General features: G+C 66.8%; 12 protein-coding genes. 7 read left to right on the top strand and 5 right to left on the bottom strand.

Annotation, left to right across the window (positions count from 1 at the left end; all coding sequences use genetic code 11):
• Window positions 1-111 precede the first annotated feature (111 nt).
• The 3 genes from AB4Z16_RS01875 (at window position 112) to AB4Z16_RS01865 (ending at window position 3,215) form a co-directional block, all read left to right on the top strand.
• Window positions 112-1,113, top strand: coding sequence for a tripartite tricarboxylate transporter substrate binding protein (locus AB4Z16_RS01875; protein ID WP_441509620.1), 1,002 nt, complete (start codon window positions 112-114; stop codon window positions 1,111-1,113).
• 103 nt (window positions 1,114-1,216) lie between these two features.
• Entirely contained in the window at window positions 1,217-1,687 is a 471-nt protein-coding gene (locus AB4Z16_RS01870) for a tripartite tricarboxylate transporter TctB family protein (RefSeq protein WP_441509619.1), read from the top strand.
• Between the two features lie 10 nt (window positions 1,688-1,697).
• Complete coding sequence (locus tag AB4Z16_RS01865) at window positions 1,698-3,215, top strand: tripartite tricarboxylate transporter permease (protein WP_441509618.1); 1,518 nt, start codon at window positions 1,698-1,700, stop codon at window positions 3,213-3,215.
• Between the two features lie 15 nt (window positions 3,216-3,230).
• Here AB4Z16_RS01865 and AB4Z16_RS01860 read toward each other — a convergent pair whose 3' ends face one another.
• On the bottom strand, window positions 3,231-3,977 hold the full coding sequence (locus tag AB4Z16_RS01860) for an enoyl-CoA hydratase-related protein (RefSeq protein ID WP_441509617.1): 747 nt from the start codon (window positions 3,975-3,977) through the stop codon (window positions 3,231-3,233).
• A 187-nt stretch (window positions 3,978-4,164) separates the two neighbouring features.
• Between AB4Z16_RS01860 and AB4Z16_RS01855 the strand changes: the two genes are divergently transcribed.
• Both AB4Z16_RS01855 and AB4Z16_RS01850 read left to right on the top strand, forming a co-directional pair.
• A complete protein-coding gene (locus tag AB4Z16_RS01855) occupies window positions 4,165-6,237 on the top strand; it encodes a 3-hydroxyacyl-CoA dehydrogenase NAD-binding domain-containing protein (RefSeq protein WP_441509616.1) in 2,073 nt (690 codons plus the stop codon).
• Between the two features lie 192 nt (window positions 6,238-6,429).
• Window positions 6,430-7,500 (top strand): DUF808 domain-containing protein, encoded by a 1,071-nt coding sequence (locus AB4Z16_RS01850; RefSeq protein WP_441509615.1) that lies wholly within the window; start codon window positions 6,430-6,432, stop codon window positions 7,498-7,500.
• A gap of 120 nt (window positions 7,501-7,620) precedes the next feature.
• On the opposite strand, the gene AB4Z16_RS01845 is transcribed toward AB4Z16_RS01850, so the two are convergent.
• The 3 genes from AB4Z16_RS01845 to AB4Z16_RS01835 form a co-directional block, all read right to left on the bottom strand.
• Window positions 7,621-8,301, bottom strand: a complete 681-nt coding sequence (locus tag AB4Z16_RS01845) for a nitroreductase (protein WP_441509614.1) — start codon at window positions 8,299-8,301, stop codon at window positions 7,621-7,623.
• Window positions 8,302-8,391: 90 nt separating this feature from the next.
• Window positions 8,392-9,777 carry an FAD-binding oxidoreductase gene (locus tag AB4Z16_RS01840; protein ID WP_441509613.1) on the bottom strand — a complete coding sequence of 462 codons (1,386 nt, stop codon included), beginning with the start codon at window positions 9,775-9,777 and terminating at the stop codon, window positions 8,392-8,394.
• A gap of 19 nt (window positions 9,778-9,796) precedes the next feature.
• A complete protein-coding gene (locus AB4Z16_RS01835) occupies window positions 9,797-11,506 on the bottom strand; it encodes a lysine--tRNA ligase (protein ID WP_441509612.1) in 1,710 nt (569 codons plus the stop codon).
• Window positions 11,507-11,720: 214 nt separating this feature from the next.
• Here AB4Z16_RS01835 and AB4Z16_RS01830 point away from each other — a divergent pair, with 214 nt between their 5' ends.
• A complete protein-coding gene (locus tag AB4Z16_RS01830) occupies window positions 11,721-12,875 on the top strand; it encodes an amidohydrolase (RefSeq protein ID WP_441509611.1) in 1,155 nt (384 codons plus the stop codon).
• 100 nt (window positions 12,876-12,975) lie between these two features.
• Here AB4Z16_RS01830 and AB4Z16_RS01825 read toward each other — a convergent pair whose 3' ends face one another.
• Complete coding sequence (locus AB4Z16_RS01825; RefSeq protein ID WP_441509610.1) at window positions 12,976-13,806, bottom strand: transporter substrate-binding domain-containing protein; 831 nt, start codon at window positions 13,804-13,806, stop codon at window positions 12,976-12,978.
• Window positions 13,807-13,912: 106 nt separating this feature from the next.
• On the opposite strand from AB4Z16_RS01825, the gene AB4Z16_RS01820 reads away from it, so the two are divergent.
• Entirely contained in the window at window positions 13,913-14,518 is a 606-nt protein-coding gene (locus AB4Z16_RS01820) for a hypothetical protein (protein WP_441509609.1), read from the top strand.
• The last annotated feature ends 193 nt before the right edge of the window (window positions 14,519-14,711 follow it).

Here is a 14,711-nt window from a genome sequence, read left to right as displayed (position 1 = left end):
CTGGTTGTAACCCGCCGCGCGATCGGCTCAGATAAGCCGTCGTACCAAGGGAGCCCCGTCGCGGACGAGGAGCGCCCGTATACTAAATCGATTTAGCGGAGGAGATGGGGAATGAGTGATTTCATCGACAGGCGAACTGTGCTCAAGGGCGCGGCCGCGGCCGGCGCTGCCAGCCTGATTGCGGCGCCAGCCATCGCGCAGGCGAAGTGGCCGGCCCGTCCGATTACGTTGATCTGCCCCTGGGGCGCCGGCGGCGGCACGGACGCAACGGCGCGTATCGTCGCCGCTATGCTGGAGAGAGGGCTGGGCCAGCCCGTCAACGTGGTGAACCGGACCGGCGGCTCGGGCGTGGTCGGCCATTCCGCCATCGCGACCGCCGCCCCCGACGGCTACACCATCGGCATGCTGACGGTCGAGATCAGCATGATGCACCATCAGGGACTGACCGATCTGACCCCTGCGAGCTATACGCCGCTCGCCCTGATGAACGAGGATCCGCCGGGCGTGCAGGTCAGCGCGTCGAGCCCCCACAAGGACATCAAGGCGCTGGCTGAGGCGATCAAGGCCGCTCCTCCCGGCAAGCTCAAGGCTTCCGGCACGGGCCAGGGCGGCATCTGGCACCTCGCGCTGATCGGCTGGCTGGTGTCGATGGGACTGAAGCCTGACCATGTCGCCTGGGCGCCATCGAACGGTGCCGCGCCGGCGATGCAGGATCTCGCTGCCGGCGGCATCGACATCGTCACCTGCTCCGTGCCGGAAGCCCGCGCCATGCTCGACGCCGGCAAGGCCAAGTCGCTGGCGATCATGGCTAAGGAGCGCAACCCGCAGTTCAAGGATGTGCCGACTCTGAACGAGACACTGGGCGTCAACTATTCCGTCGGCGCCTGGCGCGGCATCGCCGGGCCGAAGGGCTTGCCCGAGAACGTTCAGAAAATCCTCATCGCCGAGCTCCAGAAGGCCTATGAATCGAAGGAATTCCAGGACTTCATGAATGCGCGCGGCTTCGGCATGACCTTTGCCGACCGGGCTGGCTTCACCAAGTTCATGGCCGATGGCGACAAGGCGATGGGTACCGCCATGGCCGCCGCGGGCCTCGCCAAGAAGGCGAGCTGAACCGACGCAGCCAAAGCGCGACGGGCGGCCCGGCCGTCCGTCGCAATGCCTTTCAGGCCTGCGTTCCGCGTTGCGGGCAGGCCGCTCGGACAAGGTCGAACCGATGCGTTTCAACGACACCATCGTCGGCGCCACGTTCATCGTGCTGGCCGCGATCATGATCGCGCTGACATTTTCCTTCCCGGCGTTTCCGGGCCAGAACTACGGCCCGAGCCTGTTCCCGCGCATCCTCGGCACCGGCATCATCCTGTGCTCACTGCTGCTGATCCTGCGCGAACGGCGTCTGCCTGCGGCGGTGCCATGGCTGGTCCTCGCCGATTGGGTCAGGCAGCCGCGCCACATCGCGTCCTTCGCGCTGATGCTGGCTGCGATGCTGTTCTATCTCCTCGCGTCAGAGGCGCTCGGCTTCATTCCCTGCGCCTTCCTGATCCAGCTCGTGCTGTTCCTGTGGTTCGGCGTCCGCCCGCTGACGGCGCTGATCGTGGCCGCGGCGATGACAGCGCTCGTCCAGTGGTTCTTCGGCAGCATGATGCTCGTTCCCCTGCCGCGCGGCATCCTCGACAGCGTGCTCTGAGGAGTTGGCGATGCAAGCGATCACGACTGCCTTCGGGCTCGTCTTCGACATCCAGGTCCTGGGCGTCATCCTCGCTTCCGCGATGTTCGGCATGTTCGTCGGCGCCATGCCGGGCCTGACGGCGACGATGGCGACCGCGCTGCTCGTGCCCGTCACATTCTTCATGGCTCCGGTGCCGGCGCTCGGCGCCATCGTCACCGCGACGGCCATGGCGATCTTCGCCGGCGACATTCCCGCCGCCATGCTGCGCATGCCGGGAACGCCGGCCTCGGCCGCCTATGCGGATGAAAGCTACGAGATGACCAAGAAGGGTCAGCTCGACCTCTGCATGGGCGTCAACCTAGTCTTTTCGGTCCTTGGCGGCATCTTCGGCGTTATCGTGCTGATCCTGCTGGCGCCGGTTCTGGCCGAGGTGGCGATCAACTTCTCGTCCTTCGAGTATTTCTGGCTGGCCTGTCTCGGATTGACCTGCGCCGTCTTCATCGGCACGGGCGATCCGGTGAAGGGGCTTCTGTCGCTGTTCGTCGGCCTCGCCATCGGCTGCATCGGCATCGACCCTGCGGCCGGCCAGCCGCGCTTCACCTTCGGCAATGTCGATCTGCTCTCCGGCATCAACTTCATTCCGACGCTGATCGGTATGTTCGCCGTGTCCGAGCTCCTGCGCGGTGCGGTCTCGATGGAGGCCGGCGCGACGATGGTCAAGCAGCAGGTCGGCAACATGCTGGCCGGCGTCGGGGCCGTCTGGCGGAAATACTGGCGGAACTTCTTCCGCGGCTCGATCCTCGGTACCGTCATCGGCGCGCTGCCTGGCGCCGGCGCGGACATCGCGGCCTGGGTTTCCTACGCCGTCTCGAAGAAGCTCTCGAAGGAGCCGGAGAAATTCGGCACCGGCCATATCGAGGGCATCGTCGATTCGACCTCGGCCAACAATTCCGCGCTCGGCGGTGCCTGGATACCGGCGCTCGTCTTCGGCATCCCGGGCGATTCGATCACCGCTATCGTCATCGGCGTGCTCTACATGAAGGGCATGAATCCCGGTCCCAGCGTCTTTCTGCAGACGCCGGAACTGATCTATGCCGTCTTCATCATCTTCATCCTCGCCAACATCCTGATGTTCCCGCTTGGCTGGGCGGCGATCAAGTCGGCAAAGCAGATCCTCCGGGTGCCGCGCAACATCCTGCTGCCTATCATCCTGATCTTCTGCATGGTCGGCTCCTTCGCCATGACCAATTCGCTCTACGGCGTCGTCCTGATGGTGGTGATGGGGGTCTTCGGCTGGCTTCTGGAAGAGCACGGCGTGCCGGTAGCGCCGCTGATCCTCGGCCTCGTGCTCGGCGAGATGCTCGAGCAGAACTTCATGACCTCGATGATCAAGTCGGACGGTTCGTTCCTAGTGTTCTTCGAACGGCCGATCGCCGGCGTTCTGGGCGTCAGCACGCTCGTCATCTGGGGCTTGATGGTCTGGCGGCTGCTGCCCTTCGGGCGCCGTCCCGCGGGGGCGCTGGCTGGGGACACGGCGCCGCCCTGAAGCGGCGCCGACCCCTCACTTCTTCAAGAACACGGCGAAGGCCGCCATCGCCTCCGGCGAGCGCAGGCGTTCGCCGAAATGGCGAGCTTCCGTCGCGATGGTCTCGGCCACGGCCTCGGCAGAGCCGCGCTTCAGCAGCATCTTGGTGAGCGCGAGCGATTCCGGCGGCAGAGCCGCCAGTGCCTTGGCTTTGGCAAGACCGGCTTCCAGCGCCGTGCCGTCCTCGACCACGGCATTCACGAGACCAGTTTCGGCGGCCGTCTCCGCATTGAAGGCCTCGCCCAGCATCAGCAATTCGGCCGCCTTCTTGGAGCCGGCGACCAACGGCAGCAGGTAGCTCGACCCCCCCTCGGGCGAGAGGCCGAGCGTGACGAAGGGCAGGCGAAAGGTCGCGGAGCGGGCGGCGAAGGCGAGATCGCAATGCAGCAGCATCGTCGTGCCGATGCCGACGGCGAAACCTTCCACGGCCGCGACGATCGGCTTCCGGGTTGCCGAGATCACCTCGAGGAAGTCGATGGCGATGCGCGGGCCTTCGCCGGAGGCGGCGGCGATGGCGAAATCCTTGATGTCGTTGCCGCTGGTGAAGCAGCCGCCGGCGCCGGTCAGCAGGATGGCACGGATCGAGGCGTCGGCCTCGGCGGTACCGATCGCCGCGATCAGCCCGGCATAGCTCGCCCGATCCAGCGCATTCTTGCGGTCGGGCCGGTTCATGGTGACCTGCACCACGCCGGCCGCGACGGTTTCGCTCAGCACTTCGCTCATCGGTCCGCTCCTGATTGCCCAGCCCGGATGACATGGCCCTTCGGACAGGGTCAAGCGAGGCCGGATGCGTCTTTCGTCGTCGCCCTGTGCTTGACATCGCGCGGTCCCGATTCTCCCTTGCCCGCCAGACGCCTTCGCTGCCTTGGTTTGCGAGTCGGGCGCGGGACAGGAATTGCGGAGAGCGTCGATGACGAAGGTTCAACTTGAGATGTGCGGCCCGGTCGCGCTCGCCACCATCGACAACCCGCCGGTCAATGCGCTTGGCGCCGCGGTGCGCGAAGGGCTCGCGAGCGCAATCCAGCAGGCGAACGCCGACCCTTCGTTGGTCGCGATCGTGATCGCCTCCGCCGGCAAGGCCTTTATCGCCGGCGCCGACATCAGCGAGTTCGGCAAGCCGCCCGCGCCGCCGCTGCTGCCGGACCTGCTCGACGCGATCGAGGCCTCGGCCAAGCCGGTGGTCGCGGCGATCCAGGGCATCGCGCTCGGCGGCGGGCTCGAGGTCGCGCTCGCCTGCCATGGCCGCGTCGCGCTGCCCGCTGCCAAGCTCGGCATGCCCGAGATCAAGCTCGGCCTCATCCCCGGCGCCGGCGGCACGCAGCGCCTGCCGCGGCTGATCGGTGCGTCGAAGGCCTTCCCGATCATGCTCTCCGGGGAGCCGATCTCGGCGGGGCAGGGGCTGGAATACGGGCTCCTCGACGAGGTCGTCTCCAGCGATGTCGTCAAGGCGGCGATCAGGCTGGCCGAGGGGCTTGCCGCCGAGGGGCGCCGTCCGGTCACGAGCGCGGAGGACGACAGGCTGACCGAGGCGGATCGCGAGGCTTTCGAGGCGCTTGCCAAGGACGCGCTGAAGAAGGCCGACGGCATGCCGAACGTGCCGGCGCTGGTCGAGGCGGTCCGCAGCACCTTCACCATGCCCTTCGCGGAAGGTGTGGCCGTCGAGCGCAAGCTGTTCCTGTCGCTGATCGCCGACGAGCGCTCCAAGGCGCTGCGCCATGTCTTCTTCGCCGAACGCGAGGTCGCGAAGGTGCCGGGCATCGGGCCGGAGGTGAAGCCTCGGGAGATCGCCAGCGCCGCCGTGATCGGGGCGGGAACGATGGGCGGCGGCATCGCCATGTGCTTCGCCAATGCCGGCATCCCGGTGACGCTGATCGAGACGGCGCAGGCTGCGCTCGACAACGGCATCAACCGTATCGGCGCGATCTACGACATCTCGGTTTCGCGGGGGTCGCTGACGCCGGAGGCGAAGGCCCGGCGCATGGCGCTGATCAGGCCAGCCGTCGGGCTCGCTGCGGCTGCCGGCGCCGATATCGTCATCGAGGCCGCTTTCGAAGAGATAGGCGTCAAGCAGCAGATCTTCGGCGAGCTCGACAAGGTCGCCAAGCCCGGCGCGATCCTGGCCAGCAACACCTCCTATCTCGATGTGCCCACCATCGCGGCCGCGACCAAGCGGCCACAGGACGTGATCGGCATGCATTTCTTCAGCCCGGCCAACGTCATGAAGCTGCTCGAAGTCGTCCTGCCGAAGGGCGCGGCTGACGATGCGATCGCCACCGCCGTTGCGCTCGGCCGAAAGCTCGGCAAGGTGCCGGTCGTGGTCGGCAACGGTTTCGGCTTCGTCGGCAACCGCATGCTGGAGCAGCGCACGCGCGCCGCCGAGCGGCTGCTGATCGCGGGCGCCCTGCCGCACGAGGTCGACGCCGCACTGGTCGGTTTCGGCTTCAAGATGGGGCCCTTCGCCATGGCCGATCTTGCCGGCAACGACATCGGCTGGCGCTCGCGCAAGGCGCGCGGTCTGAAGGCGCCCGTCGCGGATGCGATCTGCGAGGCCGGCTGGTTCGGCCAGAAGACCGGGCGCGGATATTACCTCTATCCGCAGGGTGCGCGCAGCGGCCAGCGCTGCCCCGAGGTCGAGGCCCTGATCGCCCGCATCTCGGCCGAGCAGGGCGTGACGCGGCGCAGTTTCACCCAGGAGGAGATCCTGGCGCGTCTGCTCGACCCGATGGTCAACGAGGGCGCACGCATTCTGGAAGCGGGCATCGCGGCGCGGCCGGGCGATATCGATGTGGTCTGGATCAACGGCTACAACTGGCCGGCCTGGCGGGGCGGTCCGATGTACTGGGCAGATACGGTGGGGCTCGACGTCATCGCGAAGCGGCTGGAAGCACAGGCCGCCGAGACTGGCGACAAGGCGCTGGAGCCGGCGCCGCTGCTGAAGCGCCTAGCCGCCGAGGGTAAGGGTTTCGCGAGCCTGAAGGGCTGACGGAAACCCCCGATCCTCAGCCTTCATTCCGGGCGCCGCGAAGCGGAGGCCCGGAATTCATCGCAGAGCACATCGTCTTCCGGTGGATTCCGGATCGGCGCGGCCTTGCCGCTTGTCCGGAATGGCGGCGTCTTTCCATCTTCACGCAGCCCAAGCTAATTTGGCCGCAGCGACACCATTTGGAGAAGCTGCTTGGCTTCGGGACTTTTTGCGCTGCTCGACGACGTCGCCGGCATTGCCAAGGTCGCGGCGGCGTCGGTCGACGATGTCGTGGCCCAGGCCGGCAAGGCGGGGGTCAAGGCGGCGGGCGTCGTCATCGACGATGCGGCAGTGACGCCCCGCTATGCCGTGGGCTTCGCCGCCTCGCGCGAATTGCCGATCATCTGGCGGATCGCGCTGGGCTCGCTGCGCAACAAGCTCATCTTCCTGCTGCCGGGCGCGCTCCTGCTCGCGCTGATCGCGCCCTGGGCGATCACGCCGCTCTTGATGGCAGGCGGCGCCTTTCTTTGCTTCGAGGGCGCCGAGAAGGTGCTGGAGCTGGTGCTGCCGCATGGCGCGCATGGCGCCGCGAAGGCGGGCGAGACGGCGGGAGACCCCGCGGCCCTCGAACAGCAGAAGGTCGCCGGTGCGATCAAGACCGACTTCATCCTCTCGGCGGAGATCATGGCGATCACGCTCGCCGGCGTCTCCGACCAGTCGTTCTGGATGAAGGCGGCGGTGCTCGCCATCGTCGGTATCGGCATCACCGTTGCCGTCTATGGCGTCGTCGCGCTGATCGTGAAGGCGGATGATGTCGGTGTTGCGCTTGCCGCCAACCAGCGCCCCGGCACGAGTCTGCTGGGCCTCAGGCGGCCGAAGCCGGGTGAAGCGAGCAGGCTCGACCGTGCGCTGCGCTGGCTGACGCAGCCGCTCGGGCGCGGCCTCGTGCGCGGCATGCCGCATTTCCTGAATGTGCTCGGTGCGGTCGGTACGGCGGCGATGCTGTGGGTCGGCGGCGGCATCATCATCCACGGGCTGGAGGGGTACGCCCTCTCGGGCCTCGGCCACGGCGTCCATGACCTTGCCGTGGCGGCCGGCCGCGCCTTGCCGTCCGCGGTCGCCGGAGCCGGGGAGTGGCTGGCCGGGGCGGTGCTGTCGGCGGTCTTCGGGCTCATCGTCGGCGGCATCGCGATCGTCGCGATGCATTGGCTCGTCGAGCCGGTGCTGAAACTGTTCAGGAAGGGTGCGGGCAGGCCTGCACCCGATGCCAGGCGCGAATCGTAGCGGGATTTCGCCGTCATGCTCGCGCTCGCCGCGAGCATCCACGTCTTGAACACCGCCCTCGCCGGAGGAAGGCGTGGATGGTCGGGATAAGCCCGACTATGACGAGCGGTTGACCCAGCCTCAATCCAGCCAGCTGGTGAAACTCTCGACCGGCTCGCGCTCCGGCACGAGGCGGTTGGCCGGCGCATCCGCATCGGCCTTGCCGATGGCGATGCCACAGACCACGACTTCGTCCTCGGGGATGGCCAGCTCGCGCCGCACGATCGGATGGAACTGCGCGAAGATCGCCTGGGGGCAGGAATCGAGGCCGTGGCCCTGCGCGGCGATCAGCAGGTTCTGGATGAACATGCCGAGATCGAGCCAGGAGCCGATTTCGAGATCGCGGTCGATCGTCAGCATCAGCGCGACCGGCGCATCGAAGAAGCGCAGGTTTGCCGCGGTCTGCCGCTTCATGCCTTCGCTATCGCCCTTCGCCACGCCGAGCAGGCCGTAGAGATCCCAGCCGACCTTGCGGCGTCGCGAGAGATAGGGCTCGCGGAAGCGTTCGGGATAGTAGCGGTACTCCTCGACGCCGGGGCGCTCGCCGGTTTCGAGCGCGGTGAGCAGCGCTGCTTCGAGGCTTGCTCGGGACTGCGGGCCGATCACCCTGAGCTTCCAGGGCTGCATGTTGGTGCCGGAAGGGGCCTGCGCCGCCAGATCGATCAGGCGGCGGACGAGATCGGGCTCGACCGGATCGGGCAGGAAGGCGCGAACGGCCCGGCGCGAGCGGATGGCGTGCTCGACGGCTTCGATAGGTGTCATCGCCGCGATCATGCTCCGCGTCTCCGGCTGCTTGCTCCACCGCGTTGTGACAGAGCCGCCGGCCGTGCGCCAGAGACCGATCGTCGTGGCTCAGGCCGGCAGGATGCGCCCGCGGTTGAGGATGTTGCCGGGGTCCAGCGTCCGCTTCAGCGATGTCATCAGGGCGAGTTCGGCATCCGAGCGGCTCATGCCGAGATAGGGCCGCTTCAGCACGCCGACGCCATGCTCGGCCGAGATGCTGCCCTGCTTCTCCCGGACCAGTGTGTAGACGATGTCGGCGAAGCCGGAGAGCTCCCCAGTCTCGTCATGGATCGAGAGATGTAGGTTGCTGTCGGCGAGATGGCCGAAGACGATCGGGAAGGCCGTGCCGCTACGCGTCTCGACTCGCTGGCGCAGCAAGGCGACCGCATCCGCCATGGCGCCCAGGGGAATGCTGACGTCGAAATGGATTCCGGGCGGCAGGTCGCGGTAGAACTCGTAATTCGCCTCGCGATAGGCCCAGAAACGCTGTCGGTCCCGGCCCGACTGGGCAATCAGCACATCGTCCAGCAGGCCTTCTTCCGCAAGTTCGGCGAGCGCTTCCGCAAAGCTCTCCTCGCCCGTGTTACCCGAGCCCATCGCCGCCTCGACGACGAGCGTGACCTCGGGTTCCCCGGCGAAGGGAGCGGGCAGGCCGCCCTTTTCAATCGCGGCCTTCATGTATTCGGACCACATCGCCTCGAAGGCGAGCAGGCCGCCGCCGAGCCGGGCTTCGAGACGGTTGAGCGCCGCGAGCGCGTTGGCGACGCTGCCGGCGGCGCAAAGCGCCGTCTGCGTGCCGGTCACCGCTGGCTGGAGCGCCAGCAGCACACGGGTGACGACGCCGAGCGTGCCTTCGCTGCCGATGAAAAGCTGCGTCCAGTCGTAGCCGGCATTGTTCTTCACCACCTTCTTGAGGTGGCCCACGATACGGCCATCGGCCATCACCGCTTCGAGGCCGAGCACGCTGCGCCGGGTCATGCCGTAGCGCAGCACCTGCACGCCGCCGGCATTGGTCGCGACATTGCCGCCGATCGTGCAGGTCCCGCGCGCGCCGAGATCGACGCCGTAGAGGAAGCCGGCCGCCGCAGCCTTCTCCTGCACGACCGCGAGCGGCGTGCCGGCGAGCACGGTCATCGTCCGCGTTACCGGGTCGATCTCCTCGACGCCGTTCATGCGTTCGAGCGAGAGGGCAACCTCGCCTGCCTGCGGCGTGGCGCCGCCGGCGAGCCCGGTCATGCCGCCCTGGACGACGACGGGCAGCGAGAAGCGCGAGCAGATCGCCAGCACCGCGGCGACCTCCTCTGTCGTCCGCGGCGTGACGAGCACGGCCGGCAGGCCCTCCGGCGTATCGGAGGCGTCCTTGCGATTGCGAGCGGGGATCGCCTCGCCGCTGCGCAGGCCACTGGGGCCGACCACCTCCGCCAGCGCCGCGAGCGCGTCGTCGGGAAAGGTCATGGCAGGCTCCGTAGGCTCGTCAGTCGGCTTTGCGCGCCGCGAGGAAGGCGGCATGTTCCCTCGCCAGATCGCCGGCCAGCGCTTTGGCGATCAGGGCGCGGGTGTTGGGCAGGCCGTAGATCGCCGCGAAGGAGCCGAAGCGCGGGCCCTGATCCTCGCCGAACATCACCTGGTAGATCGCCTTCCACCAATCGCCGGAAACACCGGGACGCTCCGGCGTCGCGTTCTTGGCGGTGAGGTTCTGGTAGCGCGAGATGGCGCGGGCGATGTCGAGCGCCGTGTCCTGCACCATTTCGGGCGTAGCGTCCGCGGGCAGGGCGGCGATCGCCGCGTCGAGCTTCGTGAACGCATCGCGCTCGACCTCGTCGGCCGGGCGATAGCTTTTCGCCGGCTTCACGAAATCGCGGAAATAGGCGATCGCGTAGCCGACCAGCGCATCGAGGCGCGGATGGGTCTGCGGCGACATGCCCGGCGCATAGCGCTGGAGGAAGCCCCAGAGCACGGCCTTGTCCTCGGAATTCGCGACGGCGACGAGGTTCATCAGCAGCCCGAAGGTGACCTGCGTCCTGACCGCGTTCTCGCCCTCGCCGGAAGCGATGACCTCCGGTGCCGGAGGATTGCCGGCATGGATGTGCCAGACCGGGTTGCCGAGGCGGTTCTTCCAGTCCTGCCGCTCATAGCCGTTGAGGAACTGGAGATATTCGTCGACGGCGCGCGGGATGACGTCGAAATGGAGCTTCTTGGCCTCGCGCGGGCGCTGGAACATATAGAGCGCCAGGCTCTCCGGCGGCCCGTAAGTCAGCCATTCCTCAATGGTCAGGCCGTTGCCCTTCGACTTCGAGATCTTCTGGCCGAGATCGTCGAGGAAGAGCTCGTAGTTGAAGCCCTCCGGCGGCGTGCCGTCGAGCGCGCGGGCGATCTGCGAGGAGACCTTGACCGAGTCGATCAGGTCCTTGCCGGCCATCTCGTAGTCGACGCCGAGCGCGACCCAGCGCATCGCCCAGTCCGGCTTCCACTGCAGCTTCACATGGCCGCCGGTGACGGGGGTGACGAAGCGCTCCTTCGTCTGCGGATCGGCCCAGACGATGGTGCCGGCCTCGACATCGATCTCGTCGATCGGCACCTGCATGACGACGCGCGTCTTCGGGTGGATCGGCAGGAAGGGCGAATAGGTCGCGGCCCGCTCCTCGCGCAGCGTCGGCAGCATGATCTTCATCACCGCATCATAGCGGGCGAGCATCATGAGCAGCGTCGCGTCGAACTCGCCGGCACGGTACGCGTCGGTCGAGGACTTGAACTCGTAGTCGAAGCCGAAGCTGTCGAGGAAGGCGCGCAGCCGCGCATTGTTGTGGCGGCCGAACGAGTCGTGCGTGCCGAACGGGTCCGGCACCTCGGTCAGCGGCTTGCCGAGATTCGCGGCGAGCAACTCCTTGTTCGGCACGTTCTCCGGCACCTTGCGCAGGCCGTCCATGTCGTCCGAGAAGGCGATCAGCCGCGTCGGGATGGTGTTGCCGGTGAGCACGCGGAAGGCGTGGCGGACCATTGAGGTGCGCGCGACCTCGCCGAAGGTGCCGATATGCGGCAGGCCCGAGGGGCCGTAACCGGTCTCGAAGATCACCGATTTCTTGCCGGATTTCTCGATGCGGGCCACGAGCTTGCGCGCCTCCTCGAACGGCCAGGAGGCCGAACGCTGGGCGGCGTCAACGAGGGCTGCGTCGAAGGCGGGCATGAGCGGCGGTGTCCTCTCCTGAACGGGAAAGCCATATCGCAAAAGCGAAAGAGGGGCTTTCGCAGATTGCCAAGGGCGCCGTCAATGCGCGAACACGGTTGAAATGCGGCAAACGAGGGTGCGGCCCCTCGCCGAAGCGGCTTGCCGGCTTGCCATGGCGGTATAGGGTCGCCCCTGCCTTATTCTTTAGACCATGCCTTGAAAGGATGCCGCCTTGGACCGCGACCTGCTCGACAAGCTGACCGCGTGGCGACGACATCTCCACGCCAATCCGGAGTTGTCGTTGCAGGAGGCGCAGACCAGCGCCTTCGTGCAGGAGAAGCTGAAGGAGCTCGGCATTCCCTTCGCCGCCAATGTCGGCGGCCACGGTGTCGTCGCGACGCTGTCGCGCGGCTCCTCGGAGCGCTCTGTCGGCCTGCGCGCCGACATGGATGCGCTGCCGATCCAGGAGGTGAACGACCTCCCCTACAAATCCGGCAAGACCAACGTCATGCATGCCTGCGGCCATGACGGCCACACGGTCTCGCTGCTCGGCGCGGCGGCGCTGCTCAAGAACGACGAGAGCTGGAGCGGCACGGTGCAGTTCCTGTTCCAGCCGGCCGAGGAAGGCTATGGCGGCGCCAAGGCGATGATCCAGGACGGCGTGTTCGAGCGCTTCCCGATGGAACGCGTCTTCGGACTGCACAACTGGCCGGGGCTGGAAGCCGGCACCGTCGCCGTGCATCGCGGCCCGGTGATGGCCGAGCCCGGCAAGTTCAAGATCACCCTGTCTGGCACCGCCGGTCATGCCGCCAAGCCCGAGCTGACACATGATCCGATCACGGCGATGGCCCATCTGATCGTGGCGCTGCAGACCATCGTCTCGCGCAATGTCAGCCCGATGGACAACGCCGTCGTCACGATCGGCCAGATCCATGGCGGGCTCGCCTCGAACCAGATCCCGACCCATGTCTGGATCGAGGGGACCTATCGCGTCTTCACGGTTCCGGTGCGCGAACGCGTCGTGCAGCGCATCCGCGACATCGCCAACAACATCGCCGCGACCTTCGAGATGAAGGCGGATGTCGATTTCTCGCTCGGCGGGCTGGCGACGATCAATACGCCGGCAGAGGAAGACATGGCGGCGAATGCCGGCAAGGCCGCCGGGCTGGAGGTCCGCCGCGACATCTCCGCCAGCACCACTTCCGAGGATTTCTGCTACTTCCTGCAGGATCGGCCCGGCGCCTATGTCTGGATCGGCAACGGCCCTGCCGTGGACGGCGGCGAACTGCACAATGACCGCTACGACTTCAACGACGCGATCCTGCCCGCGACCTCGGGCTGGCTCGCGGCGGTGGCGAAGCAGGCGCTGGCCAGCAACGCGCCGTAACAGCGGTTTCGTCCATCTGAGCCCTCATGCTGAGGAGCGCGCCCGAGACGCCATTCCCTGGGGAATGGCTCCTCAGGATGAGGGCTCGGGGGATCGGAGTTCAGTACGGGCTGACCGGGAAGAAGCGCAGGTAGAGGCGGGCATAGGTCCCGTCATCCCACAGGCCCTGCAGCGCGTAGTCGATCGCGCGCTTCAGGGCGGGATCGTCCTTGCGCAGCAGGAAGGCGACGCCTTCGCCAAAATAGCGGCTCTCCAGATAAGGCCCGCCCGAGAAGGCGAACTCCCCGCTGCTGCCGGCGAGAGACAGCGATAGTGCCACGCCATCGGCGAAGACATATTCCGCCTCGCCGCTGCGCAAGGCGGCGATGGCCGCACCGAGATCGGCACTCTCGCGCCGCTGCACGAAGGGCATGAGCCTTTCGAGAAAGGCCTGATGCGCGGAGTTGGCGACCACGGCGACGCGGCGGCCCTGCAGGCCGGCGCTGTCGAGTGTCGAACGCGCATTGCCGCGCGTGGTGGCGAACCGGGCCGGGGCGCGAAAATAGAGATGGCTCGCGGCGAAGCGCTGCCGCAGCGCCGGCGTCAGGTTCATCGCGGCTGCCAGCACGTCGCCACGTCCCTCGGCCAGCGAATCCGGCAAGGTGTCGAAACGGCGCGGCTGGATCGTGCAGGTCCAGGCGAGCCTGTCGCAGACGGCGCGGGCGAGCTCGACCGAGAAGCCGGTCAGCGCCCCGTCCGGTCCGGCGAAATGGAAGGGCGGATAGTCGTCGTCGGTGAGGAAGCGCACCACGCGCGGCGGGCCGGGTTCCGGCCGGTCGAGCCGGATGCGCGGGTCCCAGAGGTTGGGAATGGCGATGCGCGGCGGCTCCTGCGCCATGGCGGTCGCGGCCAGCAGGATCGAGACGGCGAGGGCGGTCAGCGCGCGAAGCATCCTGCGCATCTGGCGCCGGATGGGGCGGCGGATCAAGGGGAGAGGGCGCCGGCGGCGCGTCGTTGGCCCTTGGTGTTAGCCTTGGGCGAGGCCGCGAGCTTGAGAAATGGCAATCGCGCAGGTGAGAAATGCAACTCGCGGCTCAAGTCTGCTACACGCTATGCTGGTGCCCGCGAAGAAGGACATGCCTATGCGCCAACGATCAATGTTCGCTCTGGTGCTTGCCGCCATTCTATTGCCAGTGCCGCCTGCGCATGCCGCACCGGAAAGCCAGGGCGAAAAGTCGAAAGAAGTGCCGGCTACCTCACCCGGTGGCATCCAAATGTTCCAGCAGGGCGATCGCGTCCTCCGCTACGATAACTCGGGAAAAGGCGCGATTCTCTGCACCTGGAGTATCTTTGAAACAATCAGAGCCGTCGGTCAGGAATGCTACAAGGGACAAGACACCGCGTTTCAAGCGGAGCTTGACCGGTCCATGGAACGCATCGATGAGTTCATTATCAAGAACAGCAAGCACCCTGTCACAAGGGCCGAAATCGAGGCCGAACGAGCGCAGAATCTTCAAAAACTCCGATCCGGTTGGTACATGTGCATAGGGTATGGGCCGAGAATGTACGAAGACCTACGAAAGAAGGGCCCGGAAACGCTGAACGTACAGACGACTAATCTGTTGTCTATCCCACGTGAGCCCGTCATGAACCCGTGCATGTAGATCGCCGCCGAGTGTAGCAGCGGGTAGTCAGCTGATTCTACTGCTCTTGCAGTCAGACAAGGGCGGTTATTGTTTGGACTGTTTCCTTTCCGCTGTCGCAGCCTGGCTTTCGTTCAACGGGTCCAGCGGCCGGTACCTCACCCCTACCCCTCTCCTTAAAGGAGAGGGGTTCCCGCGCTTCCGGGGGCTTTTC

Source organism: Allobosea sp. TAF32 (assembly GCF_052113585.1).
Lineage (GTDB): Bacteria > Pseudomonadota > Alphaproteobacteria > Rhizobiales > Beijerinckiaceae > Allobosea.
Note: the sequence above shows the minus strand (reverse complement) of the source record. Positions and strands in the feature narration are given on the sequence as shown.

Excerpts from the sequence above, each read along its gene's own strand:
- AB4Z16_RS01835 (WP_441509612.1), bottom strand. The coding sequence starts at position 11,506 with ATGCCCGCCTTCGACGCAGCCCTCGTTGACGCCGCCCAGCGTTCGGCC.
- AB4Z16_RS01825 (WP_441509610.1), bottom strand. The coding sequence starts at position 13,806 with ATGCTTCGCGCGCTGACCGCCCTCGCCGTCTCGATCCTGCTGGCCGCG.
- AB4Z16_RS01860 (WP_441509617.1), bottom strand. The coding sequence starts at position 3,977 with ATGAGCGAAGTGCTGAGCGAAACCGTCGCGGCCGGCGTGGTGCAGGTC.
- AB4Z16_RS01840 (WP_441509613.1), bottom strand. The coding sequence starts at position 9,777 with ATGACCTTTCCCGACGACGCGCTCGCGGCGCTGGCGGAGGTGGTCGGC.
- AB4Z16_RS01855 (WP_441509616.1), top strand. The coding sequence starts at position 4,165 with ATGACGAAGGTTCAACTTGAGATGTGCGGCCCGGTCGCGCTCGCCACC.
- AB4Z16_RS01845 (WP_441509614.1), bottom strand. The coding sequence starts at position 8,301 with ATGACACCTATCGAAGCCGTCGAGCACGCCATCCGCTCGCGCCGGGCC.
- AB4Z16_RS01820 (WP_441509609.1), top strand. The coding sequence starts at position 13,913 with ATGGCAATCGCGCAGGTGAGAAATGCAACTCGCGGCTCAAGTCTGCTA.
- AB4Z16_RS01875 (WP_441509620.1), top strand. The coding sequence starts at position 112 with ATGAGTGATTTCATCGACAGGCGAACTGTGCTCAAGGGCGCGGCCGCG.
- AB4Z16_RS01865 (WP_441509618.1), top strand. The coding sequence starts at position 1,698 with ATGCAAGCGATCACGACTGCCTTCGGGCTCGTCTTCGACATCCAGGTC.
- AB4Z16_RS01870 (WP_441509619.1), top strand. The coding sequence starts at position 1,217 with ATGCGTTTCAACGACACCATCGTCGGCGCCACGTTCATCGTGCTGGCC.